We start from the raw sequence: 25847 nt of genomic DNA on the forward strand, positions 1-25847 counted from the left end.
TTGCGGCATGGAAACAGGGGGGCACCATGGAGCCAATACTGCAACTCGAAAGTGCGCGACTGCTGTTGCGGCAGTGGCGCGATGAGGATTTGCCGGAATTTGCGGCGATGTGCGCCGACCCGCAGGTGATGCGATATTTTCCGGCACCGTTGAGCCGTCTGGAAAGTGCCTCGCTGATCGGGCGTATTCGCGGGCATTTTGCCGAGCATGGTTTCGGCCTGTGGGCACTGCAACGCAAAGACACTGGCCAATTCATCGGATTTACCGGGCTGGGTGTGGTGGGCTTCGACGCACCATTTACCCCCGCGACCGAAATCGGCTGGCGCCTGGCCCGCGAACATTGGGGCCTGGGGTATGCCAGTGAAGCGGCATGGACCGCTCTGCGTTGCGGGTTTGACCGGTTGGCGCTGACCGAGGTCGTGTCCTTCACCGCCAAAAACAACACGCCCTCCGAGAAAGTCATGCAGGCCATCGGCATGCACCATGATTCAGCCGATGACTTTGAGCATCCCAGGCTCGCGGCCGATCATCCCTTGCGTCACCATGTGCTTTACCGCATCACCCGTGAACAATGGCTGCAAACCTTGCATGGATAAGCCGGCGCGCACGTTTACAATGGCGCCCATGGGGCCTGTCCCGAAAGTGTATCGACCGTGCCAGCCAAGACTGCGCGGCAATGTTTTGTGTGAGGAGAGTCTGAATGAGCCAAGTGTTGGATGATCTGGTCGACCTGCTGACCCTGGAACCGATCGAAGAAAACCTGTTCCGCGGCCGCAGCCAGGACCTGGGTTTTCGCCAGTTGTTCGGCGGTCAGGTGATCGGTCAGTCGCTGTCGGCAGCCAGTCAGACGGTTGAAGCAGCCCGGCATGTGCATTCCATGCACGGGTATTTCCTGCGACCGGGCGATTCCGCGTTGCCCGTGGTTTATCAAGTGGACCGGGTGCGCGATGGCGGCAGTTTCAGCACGCGCCGGGTGACGGCGATCCAGAAGGGCAATCCGATTTTCACCTGCAGCGCCTCGTTCCAGTACGACGAAGAAGGCTTCCAGCACCAGACCGAAATGCCACAAGTGGTCGGCCCGGAAAATCTGCCGACGGAGCTGGAAATCACCAAGAGGCACGCGCACCTGATCCCCGAGCACATGCGCGAAAAGCTGCTGTGCCCGAAACCGATCGAATTCCGTCCGGTGACCGAAAAAGATCCCTACAACCCACTGCCATCCGATCCGATCAAGTACGTCTGGTTTCGCGCCGACGGTGCGCTGGCTGACTCGCCGGCGCTGCACAAATACCTACTGGCCTATGCCTCGGACTTCGGTCTGCTGGTGACCTCGATGCAACCTCATGGCAAATCGGTCTGGCACAAAGACATGCAGGTCGCCAGCCTCGATCACGCGCTGTGGTTCCATCAGGACCTGCGCGCCGATGACTGGTTGCTCTACGCGATGGACAGCCCTTGGGCCGGTAATTCCCGTGGTTTTAACCGTGGCAGCGTGTTCAACCGTGCAGGACAACTGGTGGCCTCGGTCACGCAGGAAGGCCTGATTCGTCATCGCAAGGATTGGGCATGAGCCTGGCCGAGGTGCGTCACTGGGTGTTCGACATGGACGGCACCCTGACGGTGGCCGTGCATGACTTCGCGGCGATTCGCGTGGCGTTGGCGATCCCGGCTGAAGACGACATCCTGACCCACCTCGCCGCACTGCCGGCCGATGAAGCGGCGGCTAAACATGCGTGGCTACTGGAGCATGAACGTGATCTGGCGCTGGGTTCGAAGCCGGCGCCGGGTGCCGTGGAGCTGGTGCGAGAATTGGCCGGGCGCGGCTATCGCCTGGGGATTCTCACGCGCAATGCCCGGGAGTTGGCGCATGTGACGCTGGAGGCGATTGGCCTGGCCGACTGCTTCGCGGTGGAGGATGTGCTGGGGCGTGATGAAGCGCCGCCCAAGCCGCATCCCGGTGGTTTGCTGAAACTGGCCGAGGCCTGGAAGGTGCCCGCGAGCGAAATGGTGATGGTCGGTGATTACCGCTTTGATCTCGATTGCGGGCGAGCGGCAGGGGCGCGGACGGTGTTGGTGAATCTGCCGGATAACCCGTGGCCGGAACTGACGGACTGGCATGCGGCGGATTGTGTGGCGTTGCGGCAGATGCTGTTGGCTTGAGGGTCTCTTCGCGAGCAGGCGCCTGCTAAAAATCTACGGTGGGAGCCGGGCTTGACCGCGATGGCGTCAGCTTAGGCACCCCTACACTCACTGCCCAAACAACGCCTTGATCCCCTCCGGCGAAGTCAACATTTCATCCCCGTTATGCCCGACGCCTGGCACTTCAACCAGTCGCTGGTTCACTCCGCGCGGATTGCGGCGCAGCAGATAATCAAAGTAAAAGTGCCCACGAGCCAGGCGATTCGCGCCTTGGGCCTCTGCTTCACACCCCTTGTCCAGTGCAGGCTGTTGCGGGTCGATGTCTTGCTGCCCGAGCAGATAAGTCACGTCACGTTTGACGTAATTGCCTTCAATCTGCGGTGACGTTTGCCCACTGCCATAGAGGGGTAAATCTGTCAGACCATACTTCCAGCGATTGAACCCCGGACAGTTCGCGTGGTTGAACACCACGGGCCGACGCTCATCGAAATACGCGTACGAGGAAGGGTTGGCGACAACATAGCGAACCTTAATGCCTGCGGCCGTCAGCTCCGGTTGCTCGTGAGCGAGCAATGCATAACGCTGGACGACCTGGGCGCCACCGGAATGTCCGGCGATGACGATCTCTTTCAAGTCCGGAAACTGCTGGCGATCACTGACCCTCGCGATGATTTGATCCAGCGCCGCATAGGAACTCACCGCAAAGGGCGCGGTGGACATCCCGCCCGCCATCCAGTCATTGCCCTGCCAGCGCAACACAGTGTCTGCCACGGGATGCAGTGCTACGTCGGTTTCATTGAGAAATTGCGGGGCGATCACCAGCGTGGATGCACTTTGGCCCGCCCACTCTGCCGCTTGCTCTGCGCTTTGCCGATAGGTTTCTGCGTTGCGCAAGCGACCATGGAGGATGATCAGCACACGTTCGATTTTCGCCGGAGCCGGGCCGATGCCCACCGCCATCTCGCCTTCTTTGAGCAACAGCCGACCGGGGCTTACTGCCTTGACCGCATGCTCGGCGGCCTGGGTTGTTGCACAGGTAAACAGTAGAGCTAACAGCCACTTATTCATTTACAAATTTTTCGCCGCAAAGGTATCGCACTGGCCCACCTGGCCTTGCGCAAATCCGGTTTTGAACCAGCGCACCCTTTGCGCTGATGTGCCATGGGTAAACGAGTCCGGCACCACGCGACCCTGACCTTGCTGCTGCAAGCGGTCGTCGCCGATGGCGTTGGCGGCGTTCAAGGCTTCTTCGATGTCGCCCGGTTCCAGCCAGTTCAGACGTTTCTGCGCATTGTTGGCCCACACCCCGGCCAGGCAATCCGCTTGCAGTTCCTGGCGCACGAGCAAGCCGCCATCGCCTTCCATTTGCCGGCCTTGGGCACGGGCTGCCTGAATTTTCGCTGAAACGCCGAGCAAGGTCTGAACGTGATGTCCGACTTCGTGAGCAATCACGTAGGCCTGCGCGAAGTCACCGGCGGCGGAAAAGCGTTGCGACATTTCCTGGAAGAACGCCATGTCCAGGTAGACCTTCTGGTCCGCCGGGCAATAGAACGGGCCGGTTGCCGACGTCGCCAGACCGCAGGCGGAGTTGACGCGATTGCTGAACAGCACCAGCGTCGGGTCCTTATATTGCCGACCTGCCTGCTGGAAAATCTGACCCCACGTGTCTTCGGTGTCACCGAGGATCGAGCGGACGAATTCGGCGCCCTCATCGTTTGCCGGTGGCGCCTTGCGGGTCTGGTTAGTGGCTGGCGCCGATTGCTCGCTCATTTGACCCGTAAGTTGTCCGAGGATTTGTAGCGGATCTTGGCCCGTGATCCAGCCGATGCCGACAATCAGAATGATCGCGGTCAGGCTCAAGCCCTTGCCGCCACCGAAACGCATTCCACCCCCACCGCCACCGCCGGCATCATCGCCACGGGCATCGACCACGTTGTCGCTGCGTCGGCCTTTTTTCCATAGCATGTGGGAATCCTCTGATTGTCCGTGGGGGTGAGTGTTGCTGGTGTGAGGGAGCGGCGCCAGTCCGATCGTCCGGGTTTCGGCTATTCCCGGCGTTCGCCTGCAGTATTCCAGACTTGTATGAACGTGGACTCCCCATCGAATTCCGTCAGGTGCCGGGTTTTTATCGAATGAACCTGGCGATCGACGAGTTCCAGATTTCGCATTACCGGGTTCATCTTCTAGAATCAGGCAAATTGTGTGTGGAACCTCCCATGGCCGGCAGTCAGATCGAACGTGTTTTCAGCGTGCTGGAAAGCCTTACCAGTGACCCGCGCGGACTGCCGATGCAGACCCTGGCGGAACAACTGGACATCCCGAAAAGCGCGACCCATCGCTTGCTCGCCGAGCTGATTCGGTTGGGCTATGTGCGACAGAATCCAGAGAACCTGCGCTATCACCTGACCACTAAATTGATCGCGATGGGGTTTCGTTATCTCTCGGGCAGCGGCGCCGATATCGTGCAGCCAGTGCTGGATCGCCTCGCGCAGGAGACCGGTGAACTGGTGCGCCTGGGCGTCATTGAAGGCGAGCGGCAGATCTGGATCGCCAAGTCGCAAGGTGCCCGGTCCGGCCTGCGTTACGACCCGGACATGGGCCGCGATGCGCCGTTGTTCTACACCGCATCGGGCCACGCCTGGCTGGCGTGCATGAGCGATGCCGAGGCGTTGTCGCTGGTAGAACGCCAGGGCGGGGAGCGGCCCAAAGACCTGGGGCCGAATGCGCCGCGTTCCAACATTGAACTGCTGGAGCGCTTGCGTCTGGCGCGTGAGCAGGGTTATGCCTGGGTTGAAGAGAGTTCGGCGGTGGGCACCTCGGCGATTGCTGCCGTGGTGCGCCATCCGAGCGAGGGGCGGGTGATGGGGGTGCTGAGCATCGCCGGGCCGAGCGCACGTATGCCGGGTGCTCGGTTGCATGAGTTGGCGCCGCTGTTGTTGAGGTATACCGAGGAGTTGTCGGCGGCGAGCCTTGCTTCAGAGTTGTTCAGCTGATTCGAACACACCACCCATCCATTGTGGGAGCTTGCTCGCGATGGCGGAGTGTCAGTCGACATCAATGTTGAATGATGAATGGCTATCGCGAGCAAGCCCGCTCCCACAGTGAAACCGTGCGATGTTCGAACACTTTCGGCCTATGCTTGTATTGGAATCTGGAACCAGGTTCTAAATTATTGGAATTCGCCAGGCACAAGGGAACCCCATGACCGTCAGCACTCCGCTCTCCGGCGTAAACCAGCCCTTCAAAGGGATTTTGCTGATTGTCGTCGCCACCTTCCTCTTCTCCAGTCACGACGCCCTGTCCAAATACCTCTCCGGTTTCTATCCGATCGTCATGGTGGTCTGGGCGCGCTATGTGGTTCACACCTTGTTGATGGCGGGGATTTTCCTGCCGCAATCCGGATTGCGCGTACTGCGAACCAAGCGGCCATGGCTGCAAGTGATGCGGGCGTTGTGCCTGTTGGGCACCAGTCTGTTTTTCACCACCGGTTTGCAATACATCCCGTTGGCCGAAGCCACGGCGGTCAACTTTCTTGCGCCGGTATTGGTCACCGCGCTGTCGGTGCCGTTGCTGAAGGAACACGTCACCCGCGGCCAATGGATCGCGGTAATTTGTGGATTTAGCGGCGTGTTGATCATCGTCCACCCCGGCGGTGATCTGTTCACGCCAGCGGTGCTGCTGCCGCTCTGCTCGGCGCTGTTCTTCTGCTTCTATCAATTGCTCACCCGCAAGCTCAGCAACATCGATAGCCCGACCACCAGCAACTTCTTCGCCGGCCTGTGCAACACCCTGGTGATGAGCGCGCTGGTGCCGTTCTTCTGGCAAGTGCCGAGCCTAGGGCATGGCTTGATGATGGTCGCGTTGGGCGCGTGCGGGATGACGGCTCACTTGTTCCTGACCCAGGCGTTTCGCTACGCTGCGCCGGCGTTGCTGGCGCCGTTCGGTTATTGCCAGATTGTGTTTGCCGGTCTGCTGGGCTGGCTGCTGTTTGCCCACACACCGACCCTGACTACGGTGATCGGGATCGCGGTGATTTGCTGCAGCGGATTGGCGGCGGCGTGGCAACAGAGTCGCCGATAAACAGCTATCGATGAACGACCTGTGGGGGCGAGCCTGCTCGCGAAGGCGTCAAGTCAGTCAACGTTAATGTTGAATGACAGAACGCTTTCGCGAGCAGGCTCGCTCCCACAGGGATTGTGATTAGCTTTTTTATTTGGTGACGGCAGGAATCTTGCGCGGTGCCATGAAGTACATCCAGGTCAGCGCGATGAAGTACATCGCCGGGATCAGGGTGAACAACACGGTGTAGTTATTGTTGGTGACGGTCAGGATATGGCCGACCAACTGCGTCATGAACATCCCGCCGATGGCTGCGCACATGCCGCCAAAACCAAACACCGTGCTCATCATGTGCTTGGGCGTGTAGTCCATCACCAGGCTCCAGATGTTTGCGGTCCAGGCCTGGTGAGCACCGATGGCCAGGGAGATGGCGGCCACTGCGACCCACAGATTGCTGGCGCCGGCCGCCATGACCACGCCGACGATGCAGCAGGCGAACAGGAACATGGACATCAACCGCGCCTTGATCGGGTTGATACCGCGACCGATCAGGAACGAGGAGAGGATCCCGCCGCCGACGCTGCCGAAGTCAGCCGTCAGGTAAATGATGATCAGCGGAATGCCCATCTGGGTCACGTTGATCCCCAGGTTGTATTGCTGATTGAGGAACGGCGGCAGCCAGTACAGGTAGAACCAGAACACCGGCGCGGTCATCGAGTAGGCGAGGGCGAAGGCCCAGGTGCCACGCATGCGCAGGATTTTGGAGAAGGGGACGCGGGCTTGTTCCGGCTCGACTTCTTTCTGGATGTAGTCCAGTTCCGACTGTTTGACGCTCGGGTGATCTTCCGGGTTGAAGTATTTCAAGCCCCAGAACAGCAACCAGATCCCGCCCAGTGCCGACATGCACAGGAACGCGGCTTGCCAGCCCCAGACATGCAGGATCAGCGGCAGCAACATCGGGGTGAACATCGCACCGACGTTGGTCCCGGCGTTGAAGATGCCGGTGGCCACGGCGCGTTCACCGGCCGGGAACCACAGGCGGGTGGTTTTCACGCAGGCGGGGTAGTTGGCGGCTTCGGTCAAACCAAGGATGAAACGGCAGACCATGAAGCCGACGGCTGAAGTGGCCAGGCCGTGGGCACCGGTGGCGATGCTCCAGAGCAGCACCGCGCAGAAGAACACGCGCTTGACACCGACCCGGTCGATCAAGCGGCCCTGCAGCACGAAACCGATGGCGTAACCGACCTGGAACCAGAAGTTGATGTTGGCGTAGTCCATCGCCGTCCAGCTCATTTCCTTGGCGAGGATGGGCTGCATGACGCCCAGGGCGGCGCGGTCGATGTAGTTCAGGGTTGTCGCGAAGAACACCAGCGCCAGCATGCCCCAACGGGTTTTGCCGACCGCCATGGCGCCGCGGATTTTGTCGCCGATGCCGCCGGCAGTGACGCTCATGGCCGGAGCCATGCGTGAGCTTTGGGAAGGAATCATGTAGGCCACCGATTGTTTTTATGTGGTGTTCTGGGTCTTTTGTAACCGAGTCCGATGTTTCATGACCGGGCTCAATGTGGAGTTGATGTTGCGCAGTGGACAAAAAATCGTCAATTCGCCAAAGGCCATAGTGTTCGATAATCGCGCGCAAAACTAACCGGATAGTACACTTTGAATTGCTGTTCGATTCTGCCAGGCCAATAATTCCCCTCAAGTTAAACGCGGACCCTGTAGCAGCTGGCGAAGCCTGCGTTCGGCTGCGAAGCAGTCGCATGCGGTTTATCTGTAAGACCGCATCGCCCGATTTCACGACTGCTGCGCAGCCGAACGCAGGCTTCGCCAGCTGCTACATAAAGCGAAGCGTGCGATATCGATAACAAGAGTGTCTCCACCACCGGGAGTCGAAATATGCAGCGTTCCATTGCCACCGTTTCCTTGAGCGGTACCCTGCCGGAAAAGCTCGAAGCCATTGCCGCCGCCGGTTTTGACGGAGTGGAGATTTTCGAGAATGACCTTCTTTACTACGACGGTAGCCCACGGGAAATCAAACAGATGTGCGCCGATCTCGGGATCGCGATCACACTGTTTCAACCCTTCCGGGATTTCGAAGGCTGCCGCCGTGACCGCCTGTCACGCAACCTCGAGCGGGCCGAGCGCAAATTCGACTTGATGCAGGAGCTGGGCACTGACCTGGTGCTGGTGTGCAGTAACGCCTCGGCTGATTCGGTCGGTGATGAACAGATCCTGGTCGACGATTTGCGCCTGCTGGCCGAACGTGCCGGCGCGCGTGGTCTGCGAATCGGTTACGAAGCCTTGGCCTGGGGCCGGCATGTGAACACTTATCAACAGGTGTGGAACATCGTTCGCCAGGCGGATCACCCTAGCCTCGGCGTCTTGCTGGACAGCTTTCACACGCTGTCGCTCAAGGGCGATCCGAGCGCCATCGCCGAAATTCCGGGCGACAAGATTTTCTTCGTGCAAATGGCCGATGCCCCCATCCTGGCCATGGACGTGTTGGAGTGGAGCCGGCATTTCCGCTGCTTCCCGGGCCAGGGTGAATTCGACCTGCCGGGCTTTCTTGCGCCGATCATCCAGAGCGGTTACACCGGGCCGCTGTCGCTGGAAATCTTCAACGACGGTTTCCGTGCCGCGCCGCCTCGGGCCAATGCCGCCGACGGTTTGCGTTCGCTGCTGTACCTGGAGGAGAAAACCCGTCAGCGTCTGGAGCAGCAAACCAAGCCCTCGGCCAACCTCGATATTTTGTTCGAGACGCCAAAGGCCAGCGAATACAACGGCATCGAGTTTCTCGAGTTTGCAGTGGACGAAAGCCTCGGTGCCAAGCTCTCGCATTGGCTGGAACGGTTGGGTTTCGTCAAGGCCGGGCAGCATCGCTCCAAGAGCGTTAGCCTGCTGCGTCAGGGCGATATCAACCTGGTCCTCAACTCCGAACCGTATTCGTTTGCCCATAGTTTTTTCGAAGCCCATGGCCCGTCGTTGTGCGCGACGGCCGTGCGGGTCAAGGACAGCGCCAGTGCGCTGGCCCGGGCGGTGGCCTACAAAGGTCAGCCGTATCGCGGGCTGGTGGGCCCCAACGAATTGGAACTGGCGGCGGTTCGAGCCCCGGATGGCAGCCTGATCTATCTGGTGGATCAAGACGCCGATGTCTATGGCACCGATTTCCATCTGTTCCCCGACGCCGTGGCCAGCGGCGGCCTCAAGCGTATCGACCATATGGCCATGGCATTGCCGGCCGACAGCCTCGACAGTTGGGTGCTGTTTTATAAGAGCCTGCTGGACTTTGAAGCTGACGATGAAGTGGTGCTGCCCGACCCGTACGGCCTGGTAAAAAGCCGTGCGCTGCGCAGCCGCGACAGTTCGATCCGTTTGCCGCTGAACATTTCCGAGAACCGCAACACCGCCATCTCACACGCGCTGTCGAGTTATCGCGGCTCCGGTGTGCATCACATCGCGTTCGATTGCGACGATATCTTTGCGCAAGTCAGCCGGGCCAAGGAGGCGGGTGTGCCGTTGCTGGACATCCCGCTCAATTACTACGATGACCTCGCCGCACGGTTTGATTTCGATGACGAGTTCCTCAGCGAACTGGCGTATTACAACGTTTTGTACGACCGCGATGCTCAGGGCGGCGAACTGTTTCATGTGTACACCGAGCCATTTGAAGGGCGGTTCTTCTTTGAAATCATTCAACGCAAGAACGGCTATGCGGGGTACGGCGCAGCGAACGTGGCGGTGCGACTGGCGGCGATGGCCAAATCTCGCAGCGGTGCGATCCGTCAGGCCAAGTTGTAGGAAAATCGTAAGCGCCGATACAAACCGCTGCCACGCGGCTTCCTTCACTGTGCGCAGCGGCCCATAATCGCCAGCCTGTGCAGTGATGGCCGTGAGCCCGTAATGACAATGACTTCAGAACGCTCCGCAGTGCCCGACGATGTGATCGTCGAGCCGCGCAAGGGCCGCAAAAACAACCCGGAAAAGACCCGCGAAAACATCCTTCAAGAGGCGATTGTCGAGTTCGTCCAGCAGGGGCTTTCCGGTGCTCGCGTCGATGCAATCGCCGAGCGCATTCACACCTCCAAGCGCATGATCTACTACTACTTCGGCAGCAAGGAGCAGCTGTACGTTGAGGTGCTGGAAAAACTCTACGGAGACATTCGCAGCACCGAAAACCGCTTGCACCTGACCGAACTGGCGCCGGTCGAGGCGATCCGGCGCCTGGTGGAGTTCACCTTTGATCACCATGATCGCAATGTCGATTTCGTGCGCATTGTGAGCATCGAGAACATTCACAATGCCGAGTATGTGAAGCGCTCCGATGCGATCAAGGCGATGAACAACACGATCCTCGATTCACTGGGCGAAATTTTGCGTCGTGGCGCCGAAGAAGGTCTATTCCGCGCGGGGCTCGTGCCGCTGGATGTGCATTTGCTGATCAGTTCGTTCTGCTTCTATCGCGTGTCGAACCGCCATACCTTTGGTGAGATTTTTCAGATCGACCTGCCGGACGACGCCATCAAGCAGCGTCATCGCGAGATGATTTGTGAGTCGGTGTTGCGCTATCTGCAGGCCTGACCTTGTGTGAGGGGGTTATCCCCCTTCAACCCTTCATGCTCTGAAAGTGCGCCAGCATTCGCTGCGCATCCGGCACTACGTTGCTGAACAATTCAAATGCCTTCACGGCCTGAAACACTGCCATGTTGCCGCCATCCAGGGTCCGGCAACCAAGGGCGCGGGCGTTGCGCAGCAGTTCGGTTTCCAGCGGGAAGTACACGATCTCGGCCACCCACAATTCGGCGCGAAGCAACTCCGCCGGCACGGGCATGCCCGGGAGTTTTTTCATGCCCATGGGTGTGGTGTTCACCAAGCCGTCAGCCAGGCCCAAAGTGCTCGGCAAATCATGCCCGGCCACCGCGCGACCGGCCCCGAAATGTTGATTGAGGTTATCCGCCAAGGCCTGCGCGCGGCTGATCTCCACATCGAAAATGCTCAGCAGCTGTACACCTTCGCTCAATAGCGCGTGGGCCACCGCCGCGCCTGCACCGCCGGCACCCATTTGTACGACACGCTCACGGGCAACGTCCTTCAAGCCACGGCGAAAACCCTCGGCGAAACCCAGGCAATCAGTGTTGTGGCCGATTCGTTTGCCATCTTTCAAGACCACGGTATTCACCGCGCCAATGCCGCGGGCTTCTGGCGACAGTTCGTCGAGCAGCGGGATGATCGTCTGTTTGCACGGGAAGGTGATGTTGAGCCCGGTGAAATTCATCCGTTCGGCCGCCAACAGCAAATCGGGCAGGGCGCTACTGTCGAGCTTCAACTGATCCAGATCGATCAAACGGTAGAGATAACGCATGCCCTGCGCGTCGCCTTCATGCTCGTGCAGTGCCGGTGTGCGGGAGGCTTGAATCCCGGCGCCGATCAGCCCGGCCAGTACGCTGTTGTGCTGAGTCATCGCGTTCACCCCTTCAATTTCAGACTGAAATGTTCCAGTGCCAGGCGATAGCCGTGGCTGCCGAAACCGGCCATGACCGCGGTGGCGATGGCCGAGACGAACGAGTGATGCCGGAACGACTCGCGGGCGTGGACGTTCGACAGGTGAACTTCGATCACCGGCAGTTCGCTGGCAACGAGAGCGTCGCGGATCGCCACCGAGGTGTGAGTCCAGGCGGCCGGGTTGATCACAATCCCGGCGCAACGCCCACGAGCGGCGTGAATCCAGTCGAGCAATTCGCCTTCGTGGTTGGTCTGGCGAAATTCCACGACCAAGCCGAACTCTTCGGCGGCGCGGCCGCACAGCGCCGAGATATCCGCCAGGGTTTCGTGGCCATAAGTTGCCGGTTCACGGGTGCCGAGCAGGTTCAGGTTCGGGCCGTTGAGCACCAGAACGATAGGGGGCATGGGAAGTCTCCACTTATTATTTTTGGAATCGGCTGGTGTCATCAGCCTGTGGAGATAAATTGTACTAGCTGGTTAATTTGGTCAATTAAAGAGGCGGGTTGGTCGTGTTTTGTGTGCGGTGATCGGACAGTGGCGACGATCAGCGCGGCAGATGTTCGACCAGAAAGTCGATAAACGCCCTCAACCGAAGCGGCATGTGCCGGCTTTGCGGATACAGCAACGTGAACGGCCGCGAACGCCTGCCGAAAGGCTTGAGCACCTCCACCAGAGAGCCATCGGCCAATTCGTTTTCGACGATAAACCGGTACGTCTGAAACAGTCCCGCCCCATGTCTGGCCAGGGTAACGCCACCCAGCACATCGTCCGAGCAACTGAAACTGCCCTCGGCCAAAATCTCTCGCGGCACGCCATTGTCATTGAACAGCCAGGCAATTCGCCGGCCGCTGCTGGGCAATTCGTATTGAATGCATTCGTGTTGCGCCAACTCATCCAGCGTTTGTGGAACGCCAGCGCGCTTGAGGTACTCGGGACTGGCAATCATCACCAGTTCGGCGTCTTCCAGGTGACGGGCGATCAAGCCGGAATCGGGGATGGCCCGCACGCGAATCGCCATGTCATAGCCTTCGCCGACGAAGTCGATGTTGCGATTGCTGATGTGCGACTCGACCTTTACATCGGGAAAGCGCGCTCGAAATTCCGGCAGCAACGGCAGAATTCTGTGGTGCGCATAGGTCGTTGGAATGCTGATACGCAACGTGCCGGACGGTTGCTGCTGTTGGCCCATGACCTCGCGCTGAGCCTCGATCAATTGCGCCAGCGCCTGACGACATTCTTCGTAATAACGGCGGCCGCTGTCAGTCAACTTCACGCTGCGGGTGGTGCGCGCGAATAAGCGCACGCCCAGGCGTTCTTCCATGCGCGACACCGAACGGCTGACGGCGGCCGGCGTCACCCCTGCCACCAGCGCGGCGGCGGTAAAGCTCCCGGCTTCCGCTGCGAGGCAAAACAGTTCGATGCTGCCCAACTGAAGATCATCGAAGACTCGCTGCATGATTGATTACACCGGGGATCAAATGAGGACTGAATGCCGACACTGTAGATGAAATCACCGCCGCAGTGCTTTACTGGCGTTTCATCCAGATTTGATTACCGGACAGGAGCAGCATCATGCCTTTCGTTAGCGTGCGTATTACCCGTGAAGGCGTTACCCGTGAGCAGAAAGCCCAGGTCATCGCTGAAATTACCGAAACCCTGCAGCGTGTCCTCGGCAAGCCTCCGGAAGTGACCCATATCGTGATCGAAGAGGTGGATACCGATAACTGGGGGCATGCGGGGCTGACCGTTACCGAGCATAGGAAGCAGTCGTAATGATGGGGTGCAACTCAAGACAGCCGTCCTCGTGACGGCTTTTTTGTGGGTGTGGTGAAAGGATTGCTTACTATTTGGGGCGGCAATCGACAAGTCGAAAAGCTCTCGGAAGCTAGTCTCAATCCTGAATTGTTCATCAAGCAATCAGCGCCAGTTATCGGGTTCTTCAAGGAGTGGAGAATCTTTGCAATCTATAACCTAACGGATGGGTTAGCATGGACGTATGCCGCTACAAAGGCTTGTCATTGGTCATCATGCTGCGCGACGAACATTGTCCGCCTCATGTCCATGTAGATGCAGGAACATGGGGCGCACGCTTCAAATTCAGTTTCTGGCACAACGGCGTCGAACTCTGGGATGTCGTTCCTCTTTCACAGCGGCCACCTTCAGCGGTACTGGAAGGATTACGACAGGCGCTTCGGCAGCCTGCGCATTTACGGAGAGCCCGTGGCATCTGGTGGAGCAAACTGCATACAGCGTGCCTGGACAATCAGTTGTGGGATTGGGAGGGCAATGAAGTGGTCGTGATGAAACGAATCGCCAGCACGACATACATGATTGGCTCGGCCTGTTACGAGCCTGAGGCGAACAAGACTCTGTTGGCCCTGGTGGGGGCTGCGGAGGGAGTGGAAATTGAATTATGAAAACGATAAAGGCGAAAAACCAGGCGGATAGCCCCGTCACTGAAGCTGCACTGGAGCAGGCGCTTCAGCGAGGCGAGTTGAGTCGTCGTAGCGGATTGAATGCGACTGCAGTGGCTTGGTCAGGACATTGCCTGGTCATCAGCTTTGAGGACGGCAGCGGCGTGCTCCTTCCGGTTAAGAGTTACCCGGAATTTGATGGCTTTGACGCTGGAGAATTCGCTGATTTGAAGGTTGGCTTTTCGGGAACCGCTCTGTGCCATGAAGGCAGGGATTTACAGGTCTCCATTGCCGGGTTGATTTCGGCGAGCAAGTCGCTGATGGACATGGCCTCTTCAGTCGTCGCCTCGCGCAATGGTCGTCAGAGTAGCGCTGCCAAAAGCGAGGCTGCACGGGCCAATGGCAAAAAGGGCGGTCGTCCGCGCAAGGTCGACGCGGCTCTTTGATCCGCCCACAAAAAAGCCGTCGTGATGACGGCTTGTTTGTATCGGCTGCAATCAACGACGGGTCAACAACACCCCGGATTCCATGTGATGGGTCCACGGGAACTGATCGAACATTGCGCACTGAGTGATGCGGTGCGTGTCGTGCAACTGGGCGATGTTCGCCGCCAGGGTTTCCGGGTTGCAGGAAATGTAGAGGATATTGTCGAAGCGTCGAGTCAACTCGCAGGTGTCCGGGTCCATGCCGGCGCGGGGCGGGTCGACGAATACGCTGCCGAACTCATAGCTCTTGAGGTCGATGCCATGCAAGCGACGGAAAGGGCGGACTTCGTTCAGCGCTTCGGTCAGCTCTTCGGCAGACAAACGTACCAGGGTGACGTTATCCACCGCGTTTTCGCTGAGGTTGCTCAGTGCAGCATTGACCGAGGTCTTGCTGATTTCGGTGGCCAGCACTTTGCGTACGCGGGTCGCGAGCGGCAGGGTGAAGTTGCCGTTGCCGCAATAGAGCTCCAGCAAATCGTCCGCGCGGTCGCCCAGTGCGTCGTAAGCCCAGTTGAGCATCTTCTGATTGACGGTGCCGTTGGGCTGGGTGAACGCACCTTCCGGTTGGCGGTAGCTGAAGGTGCGACCGCCGACTTCCAGTTTCTCGACCACATAATCGTGACCGATCACTTCGCGCTTGCCCTTGGAGCGGCCGATGATGCTGACGTTCAGGTCGGCGGCCAGTTTCGTTGCCGCCGCATGCCAGTGTTCGTCCAGCGGACGGTGATAGCACAGGGTGATCATCGCATCGCCGGCCAGGGTGGTCAGGAACTCCACCTGGAACAGCTTGTGGCTCAGCGCCGCGCTGGCTTTCCAGGCGGCCTTCAACTGGGGCATCAACTGGTTGATGCGCAAGCTTGCGATCGGGAACTCTTCGATCAGGATCGGCGTGCGCTTGTCTTCCTGGGAAAACATCGCGTAGTGCCGCTCACCGCCTTCACGCCACAGGCGGAATTCGGCGCGCAGGCGGAAGTTTTGCAGCGGCGAGTCGAAGACGGCCGGTTCAGGTGCATCGAACGGGGCCAGCAGGTCACGCAGGCGCGTGACCTTTTCTTCGAGCTGAACGGCGTAGGCCTGGGAATCAAAAGTCATGCGTTGAACCAACCCAGCTTGATCACGAACAGAATCGACAGGATCACCAGCGCCGGGTTCAGTTCACGGCCGCGACCGGACATCAACTTGATGGCGGTCCACGAGATGAAACCGAAGGCGATGCCGTTGGCGATGGAATAAGTGAACGGCATGGCCAGCGCAGTGATCACCACCGGTGCGGCAACGGTAATGTCGTCCCAGTCTATTTCGGCCAGGCCGGAGGTCATCAATACGGCGACGAACAGCAGTGCCGGTGCCGTGGCAAACGCCGGAACGCTGGCCGCCAGTGGCGAGAAGAACAGTGCCAGCAGAAACAGAATCGCGACCACGACGGCCGTCAGGCCGGTGCGGCCACCGGCACTCACGCCGGCTGCGGATTCGATGTAGCTGGTCGTGGTCGAGGTGCCCAGCAGCGAACCGGCCATGGCCGCGGTGCTGTCGGCGATCAGGGCGCGACCCATTTTCGGCATGTGGCCGTCCTTGCCCATCAGGCCGGCACGCTTGGCAACGCCGATCAGGGTGCCGGAGTTGTCGAACAGGTCGACGAACAGGAAGGCAAAAATCACGCTGACCAGACCGATGTCCAGTGCGCCTTTGATGTCCAGTTGCATGAAGGTCGGGGCCAGCGACGGTGGCATCGACATTACGCCGCCGAACGGGGTGAAGCCCATTACGATCGAAACGATGGTGACCACCAGAATGCCGATCAGTACTGCGCCGCGCACGGCCAGGGCTTCAAGGGCAACGATCAGGGCAAAACCCAGGGTCGCAAGGATCGGGGCGGGTTGTTTCAGGTCACCGAGGCCGACCATGGTCGCCGGGTTGCTGACCACGATACCTGCGTTATGCAGGGCGATCAGTGCCAGGAACAGGCCGATACCAGCGGCAATCGCCGAGCGCAGCGGCAGCGGGATGCTATTGATGATCCATTCACGGATGCGGAAGATCGACAGCAGGAAGAAGCACACCGCCGAAATAAACACCGCACCCAGCGCCACTTGCCAGGTGTGGCCCATGTGCAGGACCACGGTGTAGGTGAAGAAGGCGTTCAAGCCCATGCCCGGCGCGAGCGCAATCGGGTAGTTGGCGATCAGGCCCATGATCGTGGAGCCAATGGCGGCGGCCAGACAGGTAGCGACGAACACCGCGCCCTTGTCCATGCCGGTCTCGCCGAGGATGCTCGGGTTGACGAATAGAATGTAGGCCATGGCCAAGAAAGTCGTGACGCCCGCCAGAATCTCGGTCCGCACGTTGGTGTTATGTGCCTTGAGTTGAAACAGCCTTTCCAGCATGTCTGCTCCCCGTGGCGCGCCGGGCGCCGTGAATGTATCGACCTCAACAGCAAAGCACAGACCGCTGAACGCGCCTGGGAAAATACTGTGGGCCGGAAAAAGCCGCGCATCATACCAGCAGCGTGGGGTTATGGCTGCTTATGGCTGTGATCGTCGTCGATGTTTTGCCGTCAAGCGAAGTGAGCCATACTGCGCGCCGGTTTTGGGGGTCACTATGTATTGCATGAAAACGCGTGTAATCGCTGTCATTGGTGTCATGGCTGCCTTGCTTTTGGGGGCACAAAGCGCCTTGGCCGCAATGGCGCCACCGTTGAGCCAGATGAAGGTGCTGAAGGTCGAATCACCCGGTTGTGGCTTTGAAGACATCGCCGAGGGGCAGGATCAGACGCGCTGCGACCACAGCGGGCCGAACATCAAAGTCTACGTGCTGGAAATCGGCTACGGACGAGAGGCCCATGTCGCATTGGACGGGTTTGAAGTGAACGGCACTCGCACGCCGGTCTGCGCTTTTGATACCGGTAATCTGACCGAGTGCACCGTGGGGCGAAAAACCGTCGGTTATCTGTACATTCTGGATCTGGCCGGCAAGCAGGACGGCGTCTTCACCTTTAGCAATACCTCGATCAACGCGCCGGGCAATACGATGTCGACACAGCTCTACATCAAATAACGGCCGCAAGTAACGGCTGCGCCCGAAAGCTGACTACGCTTTAAAGATCACCCTGTGGACTGTCCCCATGACCTTTAGAGCTTTGATTACCCTCGCCGAGGGCATCGATGACCTGCAAACAGTGACCCTCGTCGATGTGCTGCGCCGCGCCAAGGTTGAAGTGGTAGTGGCCAGCATCGAGGGGCGGCGCATGCTCACCTGCGCCCGTGGCACCCGGCTGACGGCCGATGCCATGCTCGTGGACTTGCTGGCCCAGCCGTTCGACCTCATCGCCTTGCCCGGCGGCGCCGTGGGCGCGCAACACCTGGCGGCGCACCAACCCCTGCAACAATTGATCAAGGATCAAGCCGCCGCCGGACGTCTGTTCGCGGGCATCGCCGAATCCCCGGCGGTCGCGTTGCAACAATTTGGCGTATTGCGCCAGCGACGCATGACCTGCCTGCCGTCGGCCAGCCATCAATTGTCAGGTTGCAACTTCGTCGATCAACCAGTGGTGGTCGACGGCAACTGCATAACCGCCCAGGGTTCCGGGGCCGCGCTGGCATTTGCCTTGACGCTGGTGGAACAACTCTGCGGCAAAGCCACACGAACGGCAGTGGCGGGGGAGTTGTTGGTTTAGAGGTTCAGACCTTCACTTCTTCCACCGGCACATGCATGCGGTCACGGTTGGCCAAGGTCGGGAACAGTTTCACCCAGGTCCCGGTCACCACCAATGTGCCGATCCCGCCCATGACCACTGCCGGCACGGTGCCGAACCAGTGGGCGGTCAGGCCGGATTCGAACTCGCCCAACTGGTTCGAAGCGCCGATGAACAAACCGTTGACGGCGCTGACCCGGCCGCGCATTTCGTCCGGTGTTTCCAATTGCACGAACGAGGCGCGGATCACCATGCTGATCATGTCTGCCGCGCCCAGCACCACCAGCACCGCGAGTGAGAACCAGAACGAAGTCGAGAGACCGAACGCGATGGTGGCCACGCCGAACACCCCGACAGCCGTGAACATCACGCGTCCGACGTTGCGTTCAACCGCAAATCGCGCCAGGAACAGCGACATCAACAGTGCTCCGACTGCCGGCGCGGAACGCAGCAGGCCTAGCCCCCACGGGCCGGTCAGCAGGATGTCTTTGGCAAAAACCGGCAGCAGCGCCGTCGCGCCACCGAGCAGCACGGCAAACAGATCCAGAGAAATCGCCCCGAGAATGTCCGGGCGACTGCGGATGAAGCGGATGCCCGCCAGCAGCGAGTCGAGGGTTGCCTTGCCCTTGTTCAACGGCGTTTGCCGGGCCGGCAGGTTGAGCATCAGCACGCACGCAATGATGTAGAGGATCACCGTCGGGCCATACACCCAGACGCTGCCGAAGGCATAGAGCAACCCCCCGAGCGCCGGGGCGACGATGGTGGCTGACTGTTGCGCCGATTGTGCGGCGGCCACCGCGCGAGGAAACAGCGCACTGGGCACGATGCTCGGCAACAGGGCTTGAGTGGTGGGCATTTCGAAAGATCGCGCGGCACCGAGCAGAAACGCGAGGATGAAGATCATTTCCCGGGTGACATGATCGGTCGCGCTGCCAATGGCCAGGGACAAGGCGATCAGCGCTTGCAAGGACTGACAGATCGCAGCGACTTTGCGCCGGTCATAGCGGTCGGCGACATGCCCGGTGTGCAGCATGAACAGCACGCGCGGTGCGAACTCCACCAAGCCGACCAAGCCCAGGTCGAGCACGTTGCCGGTCAGTTGGTAGAGGTTCCAGCCAATGGCCACGGTGAGCATCTGAAAACCACTGGCGGTAAACACCCGGGCCAGCCAGAACGCAAGGAAAGGGCGATGATGACGTAACAGCAAGGGCGCTTGGCTGGGCATCTGGAGGCAAATCTGGAGAGTGGAGCGGCGAGATTATCACCAAGCTGTAACAGGAAGTTGCCATGAGCGAAAAAATCGTTAGCCAGACATCGATTTCATTCACCTTTGGCTATCTATGACCATGGAATGTATTTCAGCCCGTGACCAATACCATGAGGCAACTTGTCACGCGGCAAAAGACCACGCGGTTCATCAACAGAATTGGGACTACTCTTTCAACGTTGATTGACCCAGATCAAAACTCCCCAGGGAATTGATCCGGCGGCCAGCCAGAATCCCTGCGTTGCGATGCTTGTAAAAAAAAGAACGAATTTGAATTCGCCGCACTCCATACCCGTGGGAACCGTGGATGCAGGCTTCCAGCCAGCAGCCGTATTACCTGACAGAGGATGACTTATGTTCGGTTTAGAGGCACTTGATCTCGCCCGAATTCAGTTCGCGTTTACCATCTCGTTTCACATTCTGTTCCCGGCCATCACCATTGGCCTGGCGAGTTACCTGGCGGTGCTCGAAGGTCTGTGGCTGAAAACCCATAACGACACCTACCGTGACCTGTATCACTTCTGGTCGAAGATATTTGCCGTCAACTTCGGCATGGGCGTGGTCTCCGGGTTGGTCATGGCGTATCAGTTCGGCACCAACTGGAGTCGCTTCTCGGACTTCGCCGGTTCGGTGACCGGGCCATTGCTGACGTACGAAGTCCTGACGGCTTTCTTCCTCGAAGCGGGTTTCCTTGGGGTCATGTTGTTTGGCTGGAACAAGGTCGGACGCAAACTGCACTTCTTCGCCACGGTCATGGTGGCCATCGGCACGCTGATCTCGACGTTCTGGATTTTGGCATCCAACAGCTGGATGCAAACGCCTCAGGGTTTCGAAATCGTTAATGGCCAGGTGATTCCAACCGACTGGCTGGCGGTGATTTTCAACCCCTCGTTCCCCTATCGCCTGATGCACATGGCGACCGCAGCGTTCGTGGCCACGGCGTTTTTCGTGGGTTCTTCGGCGGCCTGGCATTTGCTGCGCGGCAAGGACAACCCGGCGATCCGCACCATGCTCTCGATGGCCATGTGGATGGCCTTGATCGTGGCGCCGATTCAAGCCGTCATCGGTGATTTCCACGGCCTCAATACGCTCAAGCATCAACCGGCGAAAATCGCTGCGATTGAAGGCCACTGGGAAAACAAGGGTGATGAGCCGACCCCACTGATCCTGTTCGGCTGGCCGGACATGAAAGAAGAAAGAACCAGATTTGCCGTCGAGATTCCGTACCTGGGCAGCCTGATTCTTACTCATTCGCTGGACAAGCAGGTGCCGGCGCTCAAGGAGTTCCCGCCTGAAGACCGGCCGAATTCGACGATTGTGTTCTGGTCGTTCCGGATCATGGTCGGCTTGGGCATGCTGATGATCTTCACCGGTTTGTGGAGCCTGTGGCTGCGCAAACGCGACAAGCTTTACACCTCGCGACCGTTCCTTTACCTGGCGTTGTGGATGGGCCCGTCCGGTCTGATCGCCATCCTCGCGGGTTGGTTTACCACGGAAATCGGCCGCCAGCCTTGGGTGGTTTACGGTCTGATGCGCACGGCGGATGCCTCCTCCAACCATAGCTTCGTGCAGATGAGCATCACGTTGATTCTGTTCGTCGTGGTCTATTTCGCGCTGTTCGGTGCCGGCCTGGGCTACATGATGCGTCTTGTGCGCAAAGGGCCGAAGATCGACGAAGGCAAGGAAACCAACGACGGTGGGCCAGGCCAGAAACGCACGCCAGCGCGTCCGCTGTCTGCCGCTGATGACAGCGGTGAAAGCGACCACAGCCACAGCCTGACCAAGGAGATTTGAGTCATGGGTATTGATCTTCCGCTGATCTGGGCCGTGATCATCATTTTCGGCATCATGATGTACGTGGTGATGGACGGCTTCGACCTGGGCATCGGGATTCTCTTCCCGTTCATCCCGGGCAAGACCGACCGCGACGTCATGATGAACACCGTTGCACCGGTGTGGGACGGAAACGAAACCTGGCTGGTATTGGGCGGCGCGGCATTGTTTGGCGCCTTCCCGCTGGCGTATTCGGTGGTGCTTTCGGCGTTGTACCTGCCACTGATCCTGATGCTTATCGGGTTGATTTTCCGTGGTGTGGCCTTTGAATTTCGCTTCAAGGCCCGGGACGACAAACGCCATCTCTGGGACAAGGCATTTATCGGTGGGTCCGTCACCGCGACCTTCTTCCAGGGCGTGGCGTTGGGGGCTTTCATTGATGGGTTGCCGGTGGTCAATCGCCAGTTTGCCGGTGGTTCGCTGGACTGGCTGACACCGTTCACCCTGTTTTGCGGTGTGGCGCTCGTGGTGGCTTATGCGCTACTCGGCTGCACCTGGCTGATCATGAAAACCGAAGGCAAGTTGCAAGCGCAAATGCACGACCTGGCACGGCCGCTGGCTTTCGTGGTGTTGGCGGTGATCGGTATCGTCAGCATCTGGACGCCATTGGCCCACGCCGAAATCGCCGCTCGCTGGTTCACGTTGCCCAACCTGTTTTGGTTCATGCCTGTGCCGATTCTGGTGCTGGTGACCATGTACGGTTTGATCCGCGCCGTTGCCCGCAATGCGCACTACACGCCATTCCTGCTGACGCTGGTGCTGATCTTCCTCGGCTACAGCGGTTTGGGCATCAGCCTGTGGCCGAACATCGTGCCACCGTCGATCTCGATCTGGGACGCCGCTGCACCGCCGCAAAGTCAGGGCTTCATGCTGGTGGGCACGTTGTTCATCATACCGTTCATCCTGGGATACACCTTCTGGAGCTACTACGTGTTCCGCGGCAAGGTGACCCACGAAGACGGTTATCACTAACACCCTGGGAGCGAGCTTGCTCCGGGCGGCGTTCCGACGATGGCGCCCTCACCGGCGCCATCGATCTGACTGAGGATCGATGCAATGAACGGCAAACATTCCCTGCACGACATTGAAGAAGCCGAAAAAAAGCCGCTGTGGCAACGGCTTGGATGGCTGGCCCTGATCTGGGTCGGTAGCGTCGCAGCCCTGTTTATTGTGGCGAGCCTGATGCGCATGTTCATGAATGCTGCGGGGCTGACCACACACTGAAGATCCCATCCCGTTGCCTTGGAGGCACGGACTTGCAACCCTCCCGCGTGGAGGGTTTTTTTTGCCCGCGCTTATTTGCGGGCTTTGAGAATCACGAATTTTGGGGTGGCGGCCACTTGCTCGACGCCACGGAACAGTCGGGCGAGCTTGCTGTGGTAACCCAGGTGGCGGTTGCCGACGATGTACAGCGCGCCACCTACCACCAGCGCTTCACGGGCTTGCTGGAACATGCGCCAGGCGAGGAAGTCGCCGACGACTTGTTGCTGGTGGAAGGGCGGATTGCACAGCACTACGTCCAGGGATTGCGGTTCTTGCCCCGTCAGGCCATCGCCTGCCCGCACTACGACCGCTCTGTCACCCAGCGCCGCGTGCCAGTTTTCGGCGGCCGATTGCACCGCCATGAACGACTCGTCCACCAACGTGTACTGCGCCTCGGGGTTTTGCAGCGCACTGGCAATGGCCAACACGCCATTACCACACCCGAGGTCGGCCACTCGCGCGGTGCCAAGGTTTTTCGGCAAGTGCGGCAGAAAGGCCCGCGTGCCGATGTCCAGGCCTTCGCGGCAGAACACATTGGCATGGTTGAGCAGCTCAATGGCCGGGTCATCGAGTTGGTAGCGCGAAGGGTAGGGGGACACGGCAGGCGCTTTTGCTTCAGGTGTGGCGATCAATAGCCGGGCCTTTTTCACCGCCAGGGAGGCTTGCACCGGGCCGATGTAGCGTTCCAGCAGATCACCGGCAGCACGTGGCAGATGCTTGACCATCGCCGCCGCAATCACCTGGGCGCCCGGCGCCAGTTGGCTTTGCAGGCGAATCAATTGTTCCTCCAGCAACGCCAGGGTTTTCGGTACGCGGATCAATACCCGGTCAAACGGGCCACTGAGCACTTCGCTGGCAGGCACATGGGGCACCGCGTCAAACGCCTGGCCGTTACGGATCAGGTTTTTCTCCAGTCCCTGAAAGGCCAGGAACGAGTCGCCGTTGCTGATGACCCGGACCTTGCCCGCGAGGCTGGCAGCCAGCGCGCCAAAACTGTCGTTGAGCACCAATACCCGAGTCTCAGCCGTGGGGTGTTGTTCAGCGAGATGGTTGAGCAGGTATTCGTCAGCCGCATCGAAAGCTTGCAGCGGTTCGTTCTGCTGCTCTGGCTGACGGATCAGATCGAGTTGGGCGAAGGGCGTTTCGAGCAGGGGCATGAGGCGGGGCTCTGGGTAGTCAACGGGTGTGGTGTCCCGCTGCCGAAGGCGTTGTAGCGGGCGGGACCGTCCGAGTGCACATCGACGAGATGTTAAACACGTCATCACTCAGGGGGGACCGCAAATGGTACTTTTTTTTCGGTTGGATTACTCGCGGGTTTTCCATGAACCGGGTGGATTCAGATGGCGCCCGTCCTCACCGCCTTTATCACCGCTGCAATCTTGTTGTTCACGCCAAACTTCTGGATCGCGCTGCGCACATGGAAATTGATGGTGCGTTCGCTGATGCTGAGAATTCTGGAGCATTCATAGGCGGTCTTGCCGTCGGCCGACAATTTCAGGATTTCGACTTCACGCGTCGACAAATGAGGTGTGCAGGCTGTCGGCAGGCGATGCCGCAGTTTTTGAGCCGCGAGATCATGCATATGGTGGTTGATGAAAATGACGTAACCCAGATGTCCATACAGTTCCTCGGCAGTGATCGGGGGGCTGCTTCTGGCCAGGCTAAACATACTGCGCAGACCGCTACCGTCGTGTAACGATTGTGACCAGCCATACTGCAAGCCTTGTTTTTTTTGCGCCTGTCTCAACTGAGGAGCCTTTGAAAAGACCTCATCCTCCCAAAGAATTGGCAGCTCTGATTGATTGCAATGAGCTAGTATTGGATCTATGTCACAAAAATGTTCATGTTCATACTTCGTGTTCCAATCGGGCGGGTAATTGTTAAAATTTACCGTGTCGCAATTAAGCCCGTCCGCGGAGGATGTAATTGAAAAAGCACAGAAATTGAAGCCAAGACACTGGATCAGATCGAGTGAAATTTCATAGGCGGATTTAATTTCCTTGGCGTCGTATATCTGTCGTAACTGTGACTCCTTCCACATTTTCATTGCAATAACTCCATGCGAACATCTTGGGGGTGCATGTTTGGATCCGAGATCCAGCACGTGCCGAGTGTAGGAGTAATCCTACATAAGCGCTGCAATTTTTTTGCTCTTGAAAACTATCTGAAGTGCATATCTGGTTCTTAGCTTTGGGAGGCGCAGTAAAACTATCTAGCATGGTGCATGTAATTCTATTTATTGTTTTTTGTACAAGTTTTCGAATGTCCTTGACGATGTATAAACACTTGTACAACTCAGTGCGACTAACAGCGGATCTCATTTCTAAAGACACTACAAATTATCAGTGTTTACATCATCTGCTTTGCGAGACACTGGCGGTATCAGTTCAATGGAGCGACCCATGACCGCCAGTGCCGAAAAGTTCACTCGCCAAACCTTGCTCGACGTCCAGCCGTTGACCCCGAATCTCTTTACCCTGCGGGTTACCCGGGATCCGGGCTTTCGTTTCAGGGCGGGGCAGTTTGCCCGGCTAGGCGTTACCAAGGCGGATGGCGGTACGGTCTGGCGTGCCTATTCGATGGTGTCCTCACCCTATGACGAGTTTCTCGAGTTCTTCTCCATTGTGGTGCCAGGCGGGGAGTTCACCAGCGAGCTGAGTCGCCTGGACGTCGGCGATACCTTACTGGTCGACCGCCAGGCCTTTGGTTATTTGACCCCTGACCGCTTTGTCGATGGGCGTGACCTCTGGTTGTTATCCACAGGCACCGGCATTGCGCCGTTTCTGTCGATCCTGCAGGACTTCGAAGTGTGGGAGAAATTCGAGCGCATTCTCCTTGTCTATAGCGTGCGCGAAGCCCGGGAACTGGCTTATCAGGCGCTGATCGCCGAGTTGGGGCAACGCGATTATCTGGCCGAATACGCCCACAAGTTGCAGTTCATCGCCACCGTCACTCGCGAGCAACACCCTGGCGCCCTGAATGGACGGATCACTACGCTGATCGAAAATGGCGAGCTGGAACGGGCAGCAGGCGTGGCGCTGACGGCCGAGCATTCGCGGGTCATGTTGTGTGGCAATCCGCAGATGATCGATGACACGCGTAAATTGCTCAAACAGCGTGACATGCACTTGAGTCTCAGTCGACGACCCGGCCAAGTGGCTGTGGAAAACTTCTGGTAAAAAAACGGCGCCCCAAAG

At 58.9% G+C, this 25847-nt stretch carries 27 protein-coding genes; 16 read left to right on the forward strand and 11 right to left on the reverse strand.

Annotated elements, in window-relative coordinates:
• The first annotated feature begins 26 nt into the window (after window positions 1-26).
• From BMS17_RS15905 to BMS17_RS15915, 3 genes are all read left to right on the forward strand, one after another.
• Window positions 27-596 (forward strand): GNAT family N-acetyltransferase, encoded by a 570-nt coding sequence (locus BMS17_RS15905; RefSeq protein ID WP_046028662.1) that lies wholly within the window; start codon window positions 27-29, stop codon window positions 594-596.
• Between the two features lie 104 nt (window positions 597-700).
• Window positions 701-1570 (forward strand): acyl-CoA thioesterase II, encoded by an 870-nt coding sequence (gene tesB, locus BMS17_RS15910; RefSeq protein WP_077431226.1) that lies wholly within the window; start codon window positions 701-703, stop codon window positions 1568-1570.
• Window positions 1567-2160, forward strand: a complete 594-nt coding sequence (locus BMS17_RS15915; protein ID WP_046028658.1) for an HAD family hydrolase — start codon at window positions 1567-1569, stop codon at window positions 2158-2160. The genes tesB and BMS17_RS15915 overlap by 4 nt, the downstream gene beginning before the upstream one ends.
• A gap of 87 nt (window positions 2161-2247) precedes the next feature.
• Here the strand turns inward: BMS17_RS15915 and BMS17_RS15920 are convergent, their stop codons facing one another.
• Complete coding sequence (locus tag BMS17_RS15920; protein ID WP_046028656.1) at window positions 2248-3207, reverse strand: hypothetical protein; 960 nt, start codon at window positions 3205-3207, stop codon at window positions 2248-2250.
• Window positions 3208-4104 (reverse strand): neutral zinc metallopeptidase, encoded by an 897-nt coding sequence (locus tag BMS17_RS15925; protein ID WP_077431227.1) that lies wholly within the window; start codon window positions 4102-4104, stop codon window positions 3208-3210.
• Between the two features lie 251 nt (window positions 4105-4355).
• On the opposite strand from BMS17_RS15925, the gene BMS17_RS15930 reads away from it, so the two are divergent.
• A complete protein-coding gene (locus BMS17_RS15930; RefSeq protein ID WP_077431228.1) occupies window positions 4356-5132 on the forward strand; it encodes an IclR family transcriptional regulator in 777 nt (258 codons plus the stop codon).
• Between the two features lie 208 nt (window positions 5133-5340).
• On the forward strand, window positions 5341-6219 hold the full coding sequence (locus BMS17_RS15935; RefSeq protein ID WP_046028645.1) for a DMT family transporter: 879 nt from the start codon (window positions 5341-5343) through the stop codon (window positions 6217-6219).
• A gap of 129 nt (window positions 6220-6348) precedes the next feature.
• On the opposite strand, the gene BMS17_RS15940 is transcribed toward BMS17_RS15935, so the two are convergent.
• Window positions 6349-7686 (reverse strand): MFS transporter, encoded by a 1338-nt coding sequence (locus tag BMS17_RS15940; protein WP_046028643.1) that lies wholly within the window; start codon window positions 7684-7686, stop codon window positions 6349-6351.
• 408 nt (window positions 7687-8094) lie between these two features.
• Between BMS17_RS15940 and quiC the strand changes: the two genes are divergently transcribed.
• Window positions 8095-9996 (forward strand): 3-dehydroshikimate dehydratase QuiC, encoded by a 1902-nt coding sequence (gene quiC, locus BMS17_RS15945; RefSeq protein ID WP_077431229.1) that lies wholly within the window; start codon window positions 8095-8097, stop codon window positions 9994-9996.
• A 102-nt stretch (window positions 9997-10098) separates the two neighbouring features.
• The gene (locus BMS17_RS15950) at window positions 10099-10776 is read left to right on the forward strand and encodes a TetR/AcrR family transcriptional regulator (protein ID WP_046028640.1); all 678 of its coding nucleotides are present in this window, start codon (window positions 10099-10101) and stop codon (window positions 10774-10776) included.
• Window positions 10777-10801: 25 nt separating this feature from the next.
• Here BMS17_RS15950 and BMS17_RS15955 read toward each other — a convergent pair whose 3' ends face one another.
• From BMS17_RS15955 to BMS17_RS15965, 3 genes are all read right to left on the reverse strand, one after another.
• Window positions 10802-11656, reverse strand: a complete 855-nt coding sequence (locus tag BMS17_RS15955; RefSeq protein WP_046028866.1) for a shikimate dehydrogenase — start codon at window positions 11654-11656, stop codon at window positions 10802-10804.
• Between the two features lie 5 nt (window positions 11657-11661).
• Window positions 11662-12102: a type II 3-dehydroquinate dehydratase gene (gene aroQ, locus BMS17_RS15960; protein WP_046028638.1), complete on the reverse strand. Its 441-nt coding sequence runs from the start codon at window positions 12100-12102 to the stop codon at window positions 11662-11664.
• A gap of 139 nt (window positions 12103-12241) precedes the next feature.
• Window positions 12242-13153: a LysR family transcriptional regulator gene (locus BMS17_RS15965; RefSeq protein WP_046028632.1), complete on the reverse strand. Its 912-nt coding sequence runs from the start codon at window positions 13151-13153 to the stop codon at window positions 12242-12244.
• A gap of 116 nt (window positions 13154-13269) precedes the next feature.
• On the opposite strand from BMS17_RS15965, the gene BMS17_RS15970 reads away from it, so the two are divergent.
• The 3 genes from BMS17_RS15970 to BMS17_RS15980 all read left to right on the forward strand — a co-directional run bounded on the left by BMS17_RS15970 (window position 13270) and on the right by BMS17_RS15980 (window position 14557).
• On the forward strand, window positions 13270-13470 hold the full coding sequence (locus BMS17_RS15970) for a 4-oxalocrotonate tautomerase family protein (protein WP_046028630.1): 201 nt from the start codon (window positions 13270-13272) through the stop codon (window positions 13468-13470).
• 215 nt (window positions 13471-13685) lie between these two features.
• On the forward strand, window positions 13686-14114 hold the full coding sequence (locus BMS17_RS15975; RefSeq protein ID WP_046028628.1) for a hypothetical protein: 429 nt from the start codon (window positions 13686-13688) through the stop codon (window positions 14112-14114).
• Window positions 14111-14557 (forward strand): DUF2442 domain-containing protein, encoded by a 447-nt coding sequence (locus BMS17_RS15980; RefSeq protein ID WP_046028627.1) that lies wholly within the window; start codon window positions 14111-14113, stop codon window positions 14555-14557. Before BMS17_RS15975 ends, BMS17_RS15980 begins: the two co-directional genes overlap by 4 nt.
• A gap of 51 nt (window positions 14558-14608) precedes the next feature.
• Here BMS17_RS15980 and trmA read toward each other — a convergent pair whose 3' ends face one another.
• Window positions 14609-15688, reverse strand: a complete 1080-nt coding sequence (gene trmA, locus BMS17_RS15985; RefSeq protein ID WP_077431230.1) for a tRNA (uridine(54)-C5)-methyltransferase TrmA — start codon at window positions 15686-15688, stop codon at window positions 14609-14611.
• Window positions 15685-16980, reverse strand: a complete 1296-nt coding sequence (locus tag BMS17_RS15990; protein WP_046028625.1) for an NCS2 family permease — start codon at window positions 16978-16980, stop codon at window positions 15685-15687. Before BMS17_RS15990 ends, trmA begins: the two co-directional genes overlap by 4 nt.
• A 214-nt stretch (window positions 16981-17194) precedes the next feature.
• On the opposite strand from BMS17_RS15990, the gene BMS17_RS15995 reads away from it, so the two are divergent.
• Complete coding sequence (locus tag BMS17_RS15995; RefSeq protein WP_046028622.1) at window positions 17195-17650, forward strand: DUF4879 domain-containing protein; 456 nt, start codon at window positions 17195-17197, stop codon at window positions 17648-17650.
• A gap of 67 nt (window positions 17651-17717) precedes the next feature.
• Window positions 17718-18269, forward strand: coding sequence for a DJ-1 family glyoxalase III (locus BMS17_RS16000; protein ID WP_046028620.1), 552 nt, complete (start codon window positions 17718-17720; stop codon window positions 18267-18269).
• 4 nt (window positions 18270-18273) lie between these two features.
• Here the strand turns inward: BMS17_RS16000 and BMS17_RS16005 are convergent, their stop codons facing one another.
• Complete coding sequence (locus tag BMS17_RS16005) at window positions 18274-19512, reverse strand: MFS transporter (RefSeq protein WP_046028617.1); 1239 nt, start codon at window positions 19510-19512, stop codon at window positions 18274-18276.
• Between the two features lie 396 nt (window positions 19513-19908).
• Between BMS17_RS16005 and BMS17_RS16010 the strand changes: the two genes are divergently transcribed.
• The 3 genes from BMS17_RS16010 to BMS17_RS16020 all read left to right on the forward strand — a co-directional run bounded on the left by BMS17_RS16010 (window position 19909) and on the right by BMS17_RS16020 (window position 22611).
• Window positions 19909-21348 carry a cytochrome ubiquinol oxidase subunit I gene (locus BMS17_RS16010; RefSeq protein ID WP_046028615.1) on the forward strand — a complete coding sequence of 480 codons (1440 nt, stop codon included), beginning with the start codon at window positions 19909-19911 and terminating at the stop codon, window positions 21346-21348.
• A gap of 3 nt (window positions 21349-21351) precedes the next feature.
• Window positions 21352-22359 carry a cytochrome d ubiquinol oxidase subunit II gene (gene cydB / locus BMS17_RS16015; RefSeq protein WP_046028614.1) on the forward strand — a complete coding sequence of 336 codons (1008 nt, stop codon included), beginning with the start codon at window positions 21352-21354 and terminating at the stop codon, window positions 22357-22359.
• Window positions 22360-22443: 84 nt separating this feature from the next.
• On the forward strand, window positions 22444-22611 hold the full coding sequence (locus BMS17_RS16020; RefSeq protein WP_077431231.1) for a DUF2474 domain-containing protein: 168 nt from the start codon (window positions 22444-22446) through the stop codon (window positions 22609-22611).
• Window positions 22612-22682: 71 nt separating this feature from the next.
• On the opposite strand, the gene BMS17_RS16025 is transcribed toward BMS17_RS16020, so the two are convergent.
• Window positions 22683-23807 carry a class I SAM-dependent methyltransferase gene (locus BMS17_RS16025; RefSeq protein ID WP_046028612.1) on the reverse strand — a complete coding sequence of 375 codons (1125 nt, stop codon included), beginning with the start codon at window positions 23805-23807 and terminating at the stop codon, window positions 22683-22685.
• Window positions 23808-23986: 179 nt separating this feature from the next.
• Window positions 23987-24697, reverse strand: a complete 711-nt coding sequence (locus tag BMS17_RS16030) for an autoinducer binding domain-containing protein (RefSeq protein ID WP_077431232.1) — start codon at window positions 24695-24697, stop codon at window positions 23987-23989.
• A 355-nt stretch (window positions 24698-25052) separates the two neighbouring features.
• Between BMS17_RS16030 and BMS17_RS16035 the strand changes: the two genes are divergently transcribed.
• Window positions 25053-25829, forward strand: a complete 777-nt coding sequence (locus BMS17_RS16035) for a ferredoxin--NADP reductase (RefSeq protein ID WP_046028606.1) — start codon at window positions 25053-25055, stop codon at window positions 25827-25829.
• Window positions 25830-25847 lie beyond the last annotated feature (18 nt).

Source organism: Pseudomonas sp. C9 (assembly GCF_002000165.1).
GTDB lineage: Bacteria > Pseudomonadota > Gammaproteobacteria > Pseudomonadales > Pseudomonadaceae > Aquipseudomonas.

Bases quoted from the DNA above. Each gene is read 5' to 3' on its own strand.
- BMS17_RS15925 (WP_077431227.1), bottom strand. From the start codon at position 4,104: ATGCTATGGAAAAAAGGCCGACGCAGCGACAACGTGGTCGATGCCCGT.
- BMS17_RS15965 (WP_046028632.1), bottom strand. From the start codon at position 13,153: ATGCAGCGAGTCTTCGATGATCTTCAGTTGGGCAGCATCGAACTGTTT.
- aroQ (WP_046028638.1), bottom strand. From the start codon at position 12,102: ATGCCCCCTATCGTTCTGGTGCTCAACGGCCCGAACCTGAACCTGCTC.
- BMS17_RS16035 (WP_046028606.1), top strand. From the start codon at position 25,053: ATGACCGCCAGTGCCGAAAAGTTCACTCGCCAAACCTTGCTCGACGTC.
- BMS17_RS15935 (WP_046028645.1), top strand. From the start codon at position 5,341: ATGACCGTCAGCACTCCGCTCTCCGGCGTAAACCAGCCCTTCAAAGGG.
- BMS17_RS16025 (WP_046028612.1), bottom strand. From the start codon at position 23,807: ATGCCCCTGCTCGAAACGCCCTTCGCCCAACTCGATCTGATCCGTCAG.
- BMS17_RS16020 (WP_077431231.1), top strand. From the start codon at position 22,444: ATGAACGGCAAACATTCCCTGCACGACATTGAAGAAGCCGAAAAAAAG.
- cydB (WP_046028614.1), top strand. From the start codon at position 21,352: ATGGGTATTGATCTTCCGCTGATCTGGGCCGTGATCATCATTTTCGGC.
- BMS17_RS16000 (WP_046028620.1), top strand. From the start codon at position 17,718: ATGACCTTTAGAGCTTTGATTACCCTCGCCGAGGGCATCGATGACCTG.
- BMS17_RS15915 (WP_046028658.1), top strand. From the start codon at position 1,567: ATGAGCCTGGCCGAGGTGCGTCACTGGGTGTTCGACATGGACGGCACC.
- BMS17_RS16005 (WP_046028617.1), bottom strand. From the start codon at position 19,512: ATGCCCAGCCAAGCGCCCTTGCTGTTACGTCATCATCGCCCTTTCCTT.
- BMS17_RS15995 (WP_046028622.1), top strand. From the start codon at position 17,195: ATGTATTGCATGAAAACGCGTGTAATCGCTGTCATTGGTGTCATGGCT.
- quiC (WP_077431229.1), top strand. From the start codon at position 8,095: ATGCAGCGTTCCATTGCCACCGTTTCCTTGAGCGGTACCCTGCCGGAA.
- BMS17_RS15950 (WP_046028640.1), top strand. From the start codon at position 10,099: ATGACAATGACTTCAGAACGCTCCGCAGTGCCCGACGATGTGATCGTC.
- tesB (WP_077431226.1), top strand. From the start codon at position 701: ATGAGCCAAGTGTTGGATGATCTGGTCGACCTGCTGACCCTGGAACCG.
- BMS17_RS15975 (WP_046028628.1), top strand. From the start codon at position 13,686: ATGGACGTATGCCGCTACAAAGGCTTGTCATTGGTCATCATGCTGCGC.
- BMS17_RS16030 (WP_077431232.1), bottom strand. From the start codon at position 24,697: ATGAAAATGTGGAAGGAGTCACAGTTACGACAGATATACGACGCCAAG.
- BMS17_RS15920 (WP_046028656.1), bottom strand. From the start codon at position 3,207: ATGAATAAGTGGCTGTTAGCTCTACTGTTTACCTGTGCAACAACCCAG.
- trmA (WP_077431230.1), bottom strand. From the start codon at position 15,688: ATGACTTTTGATTCCCAGGCCTACGCCGTTCAGCTCGAAGAAAAGGTC.
- BMS17_RS16010 (WP_046028615.1), top strand. From the start codon at position 19,909: ATGTTCGGTTTAGAGGCACTTGATCTCGCCCGAATTCAGTTCGCGTTT.
- BMS17_RS15955 (WP_046028866.1), bottom strand. From the start codon at position 11,656: ATGACTCAGCACAACAGCGTACTGGCCGGGCTGATCGGCGCCGGGATT.
- BMS17_RS15970 (WP_046028630.1), top strand. From the start codon at position 13,270: ATGCCTTTCGTTAGCGTGCGTATTACCCGTGAAGGCGTTACCCGTGAG.
- BMS17_RS15930 (WP_077431228.1), top strand. From the start codon at position 4,356: ATGGCCGGCAGTCAGATCGAACGTGTTTTCAGCGTGCTGGAAAGCCTT.
- BMS17_RS15905 (WP_046028662.1), top strand. From the start codon at position 27: ATGGAGCCAATACTGCAACTCGAAAGTGCGCGACTGCTGTTGCGGCAG.
- BMS17_RS15940 (WP_046028643.1), bottom strand. From the start codon at position 7,686: ATGATTCCTTCCCAAAGCTCACGCATGGCTCCGGCCATGAGCGTCACT.
- BMS17_RS15980 (WP_046028627.1), top strand. From the start codon at position 14,111: ATGAAAACGATAAAGGCGAAAAACCAGGCGGATAGCCCCGTCACTGAA.
- BMS17_RS15990 (WP_046028625.1), bottom strand. From the start codon at position 16,980: ATGCTGGAAAGGCTGTTTCAACTCAAGGCACATAACACCAACGTGCGG.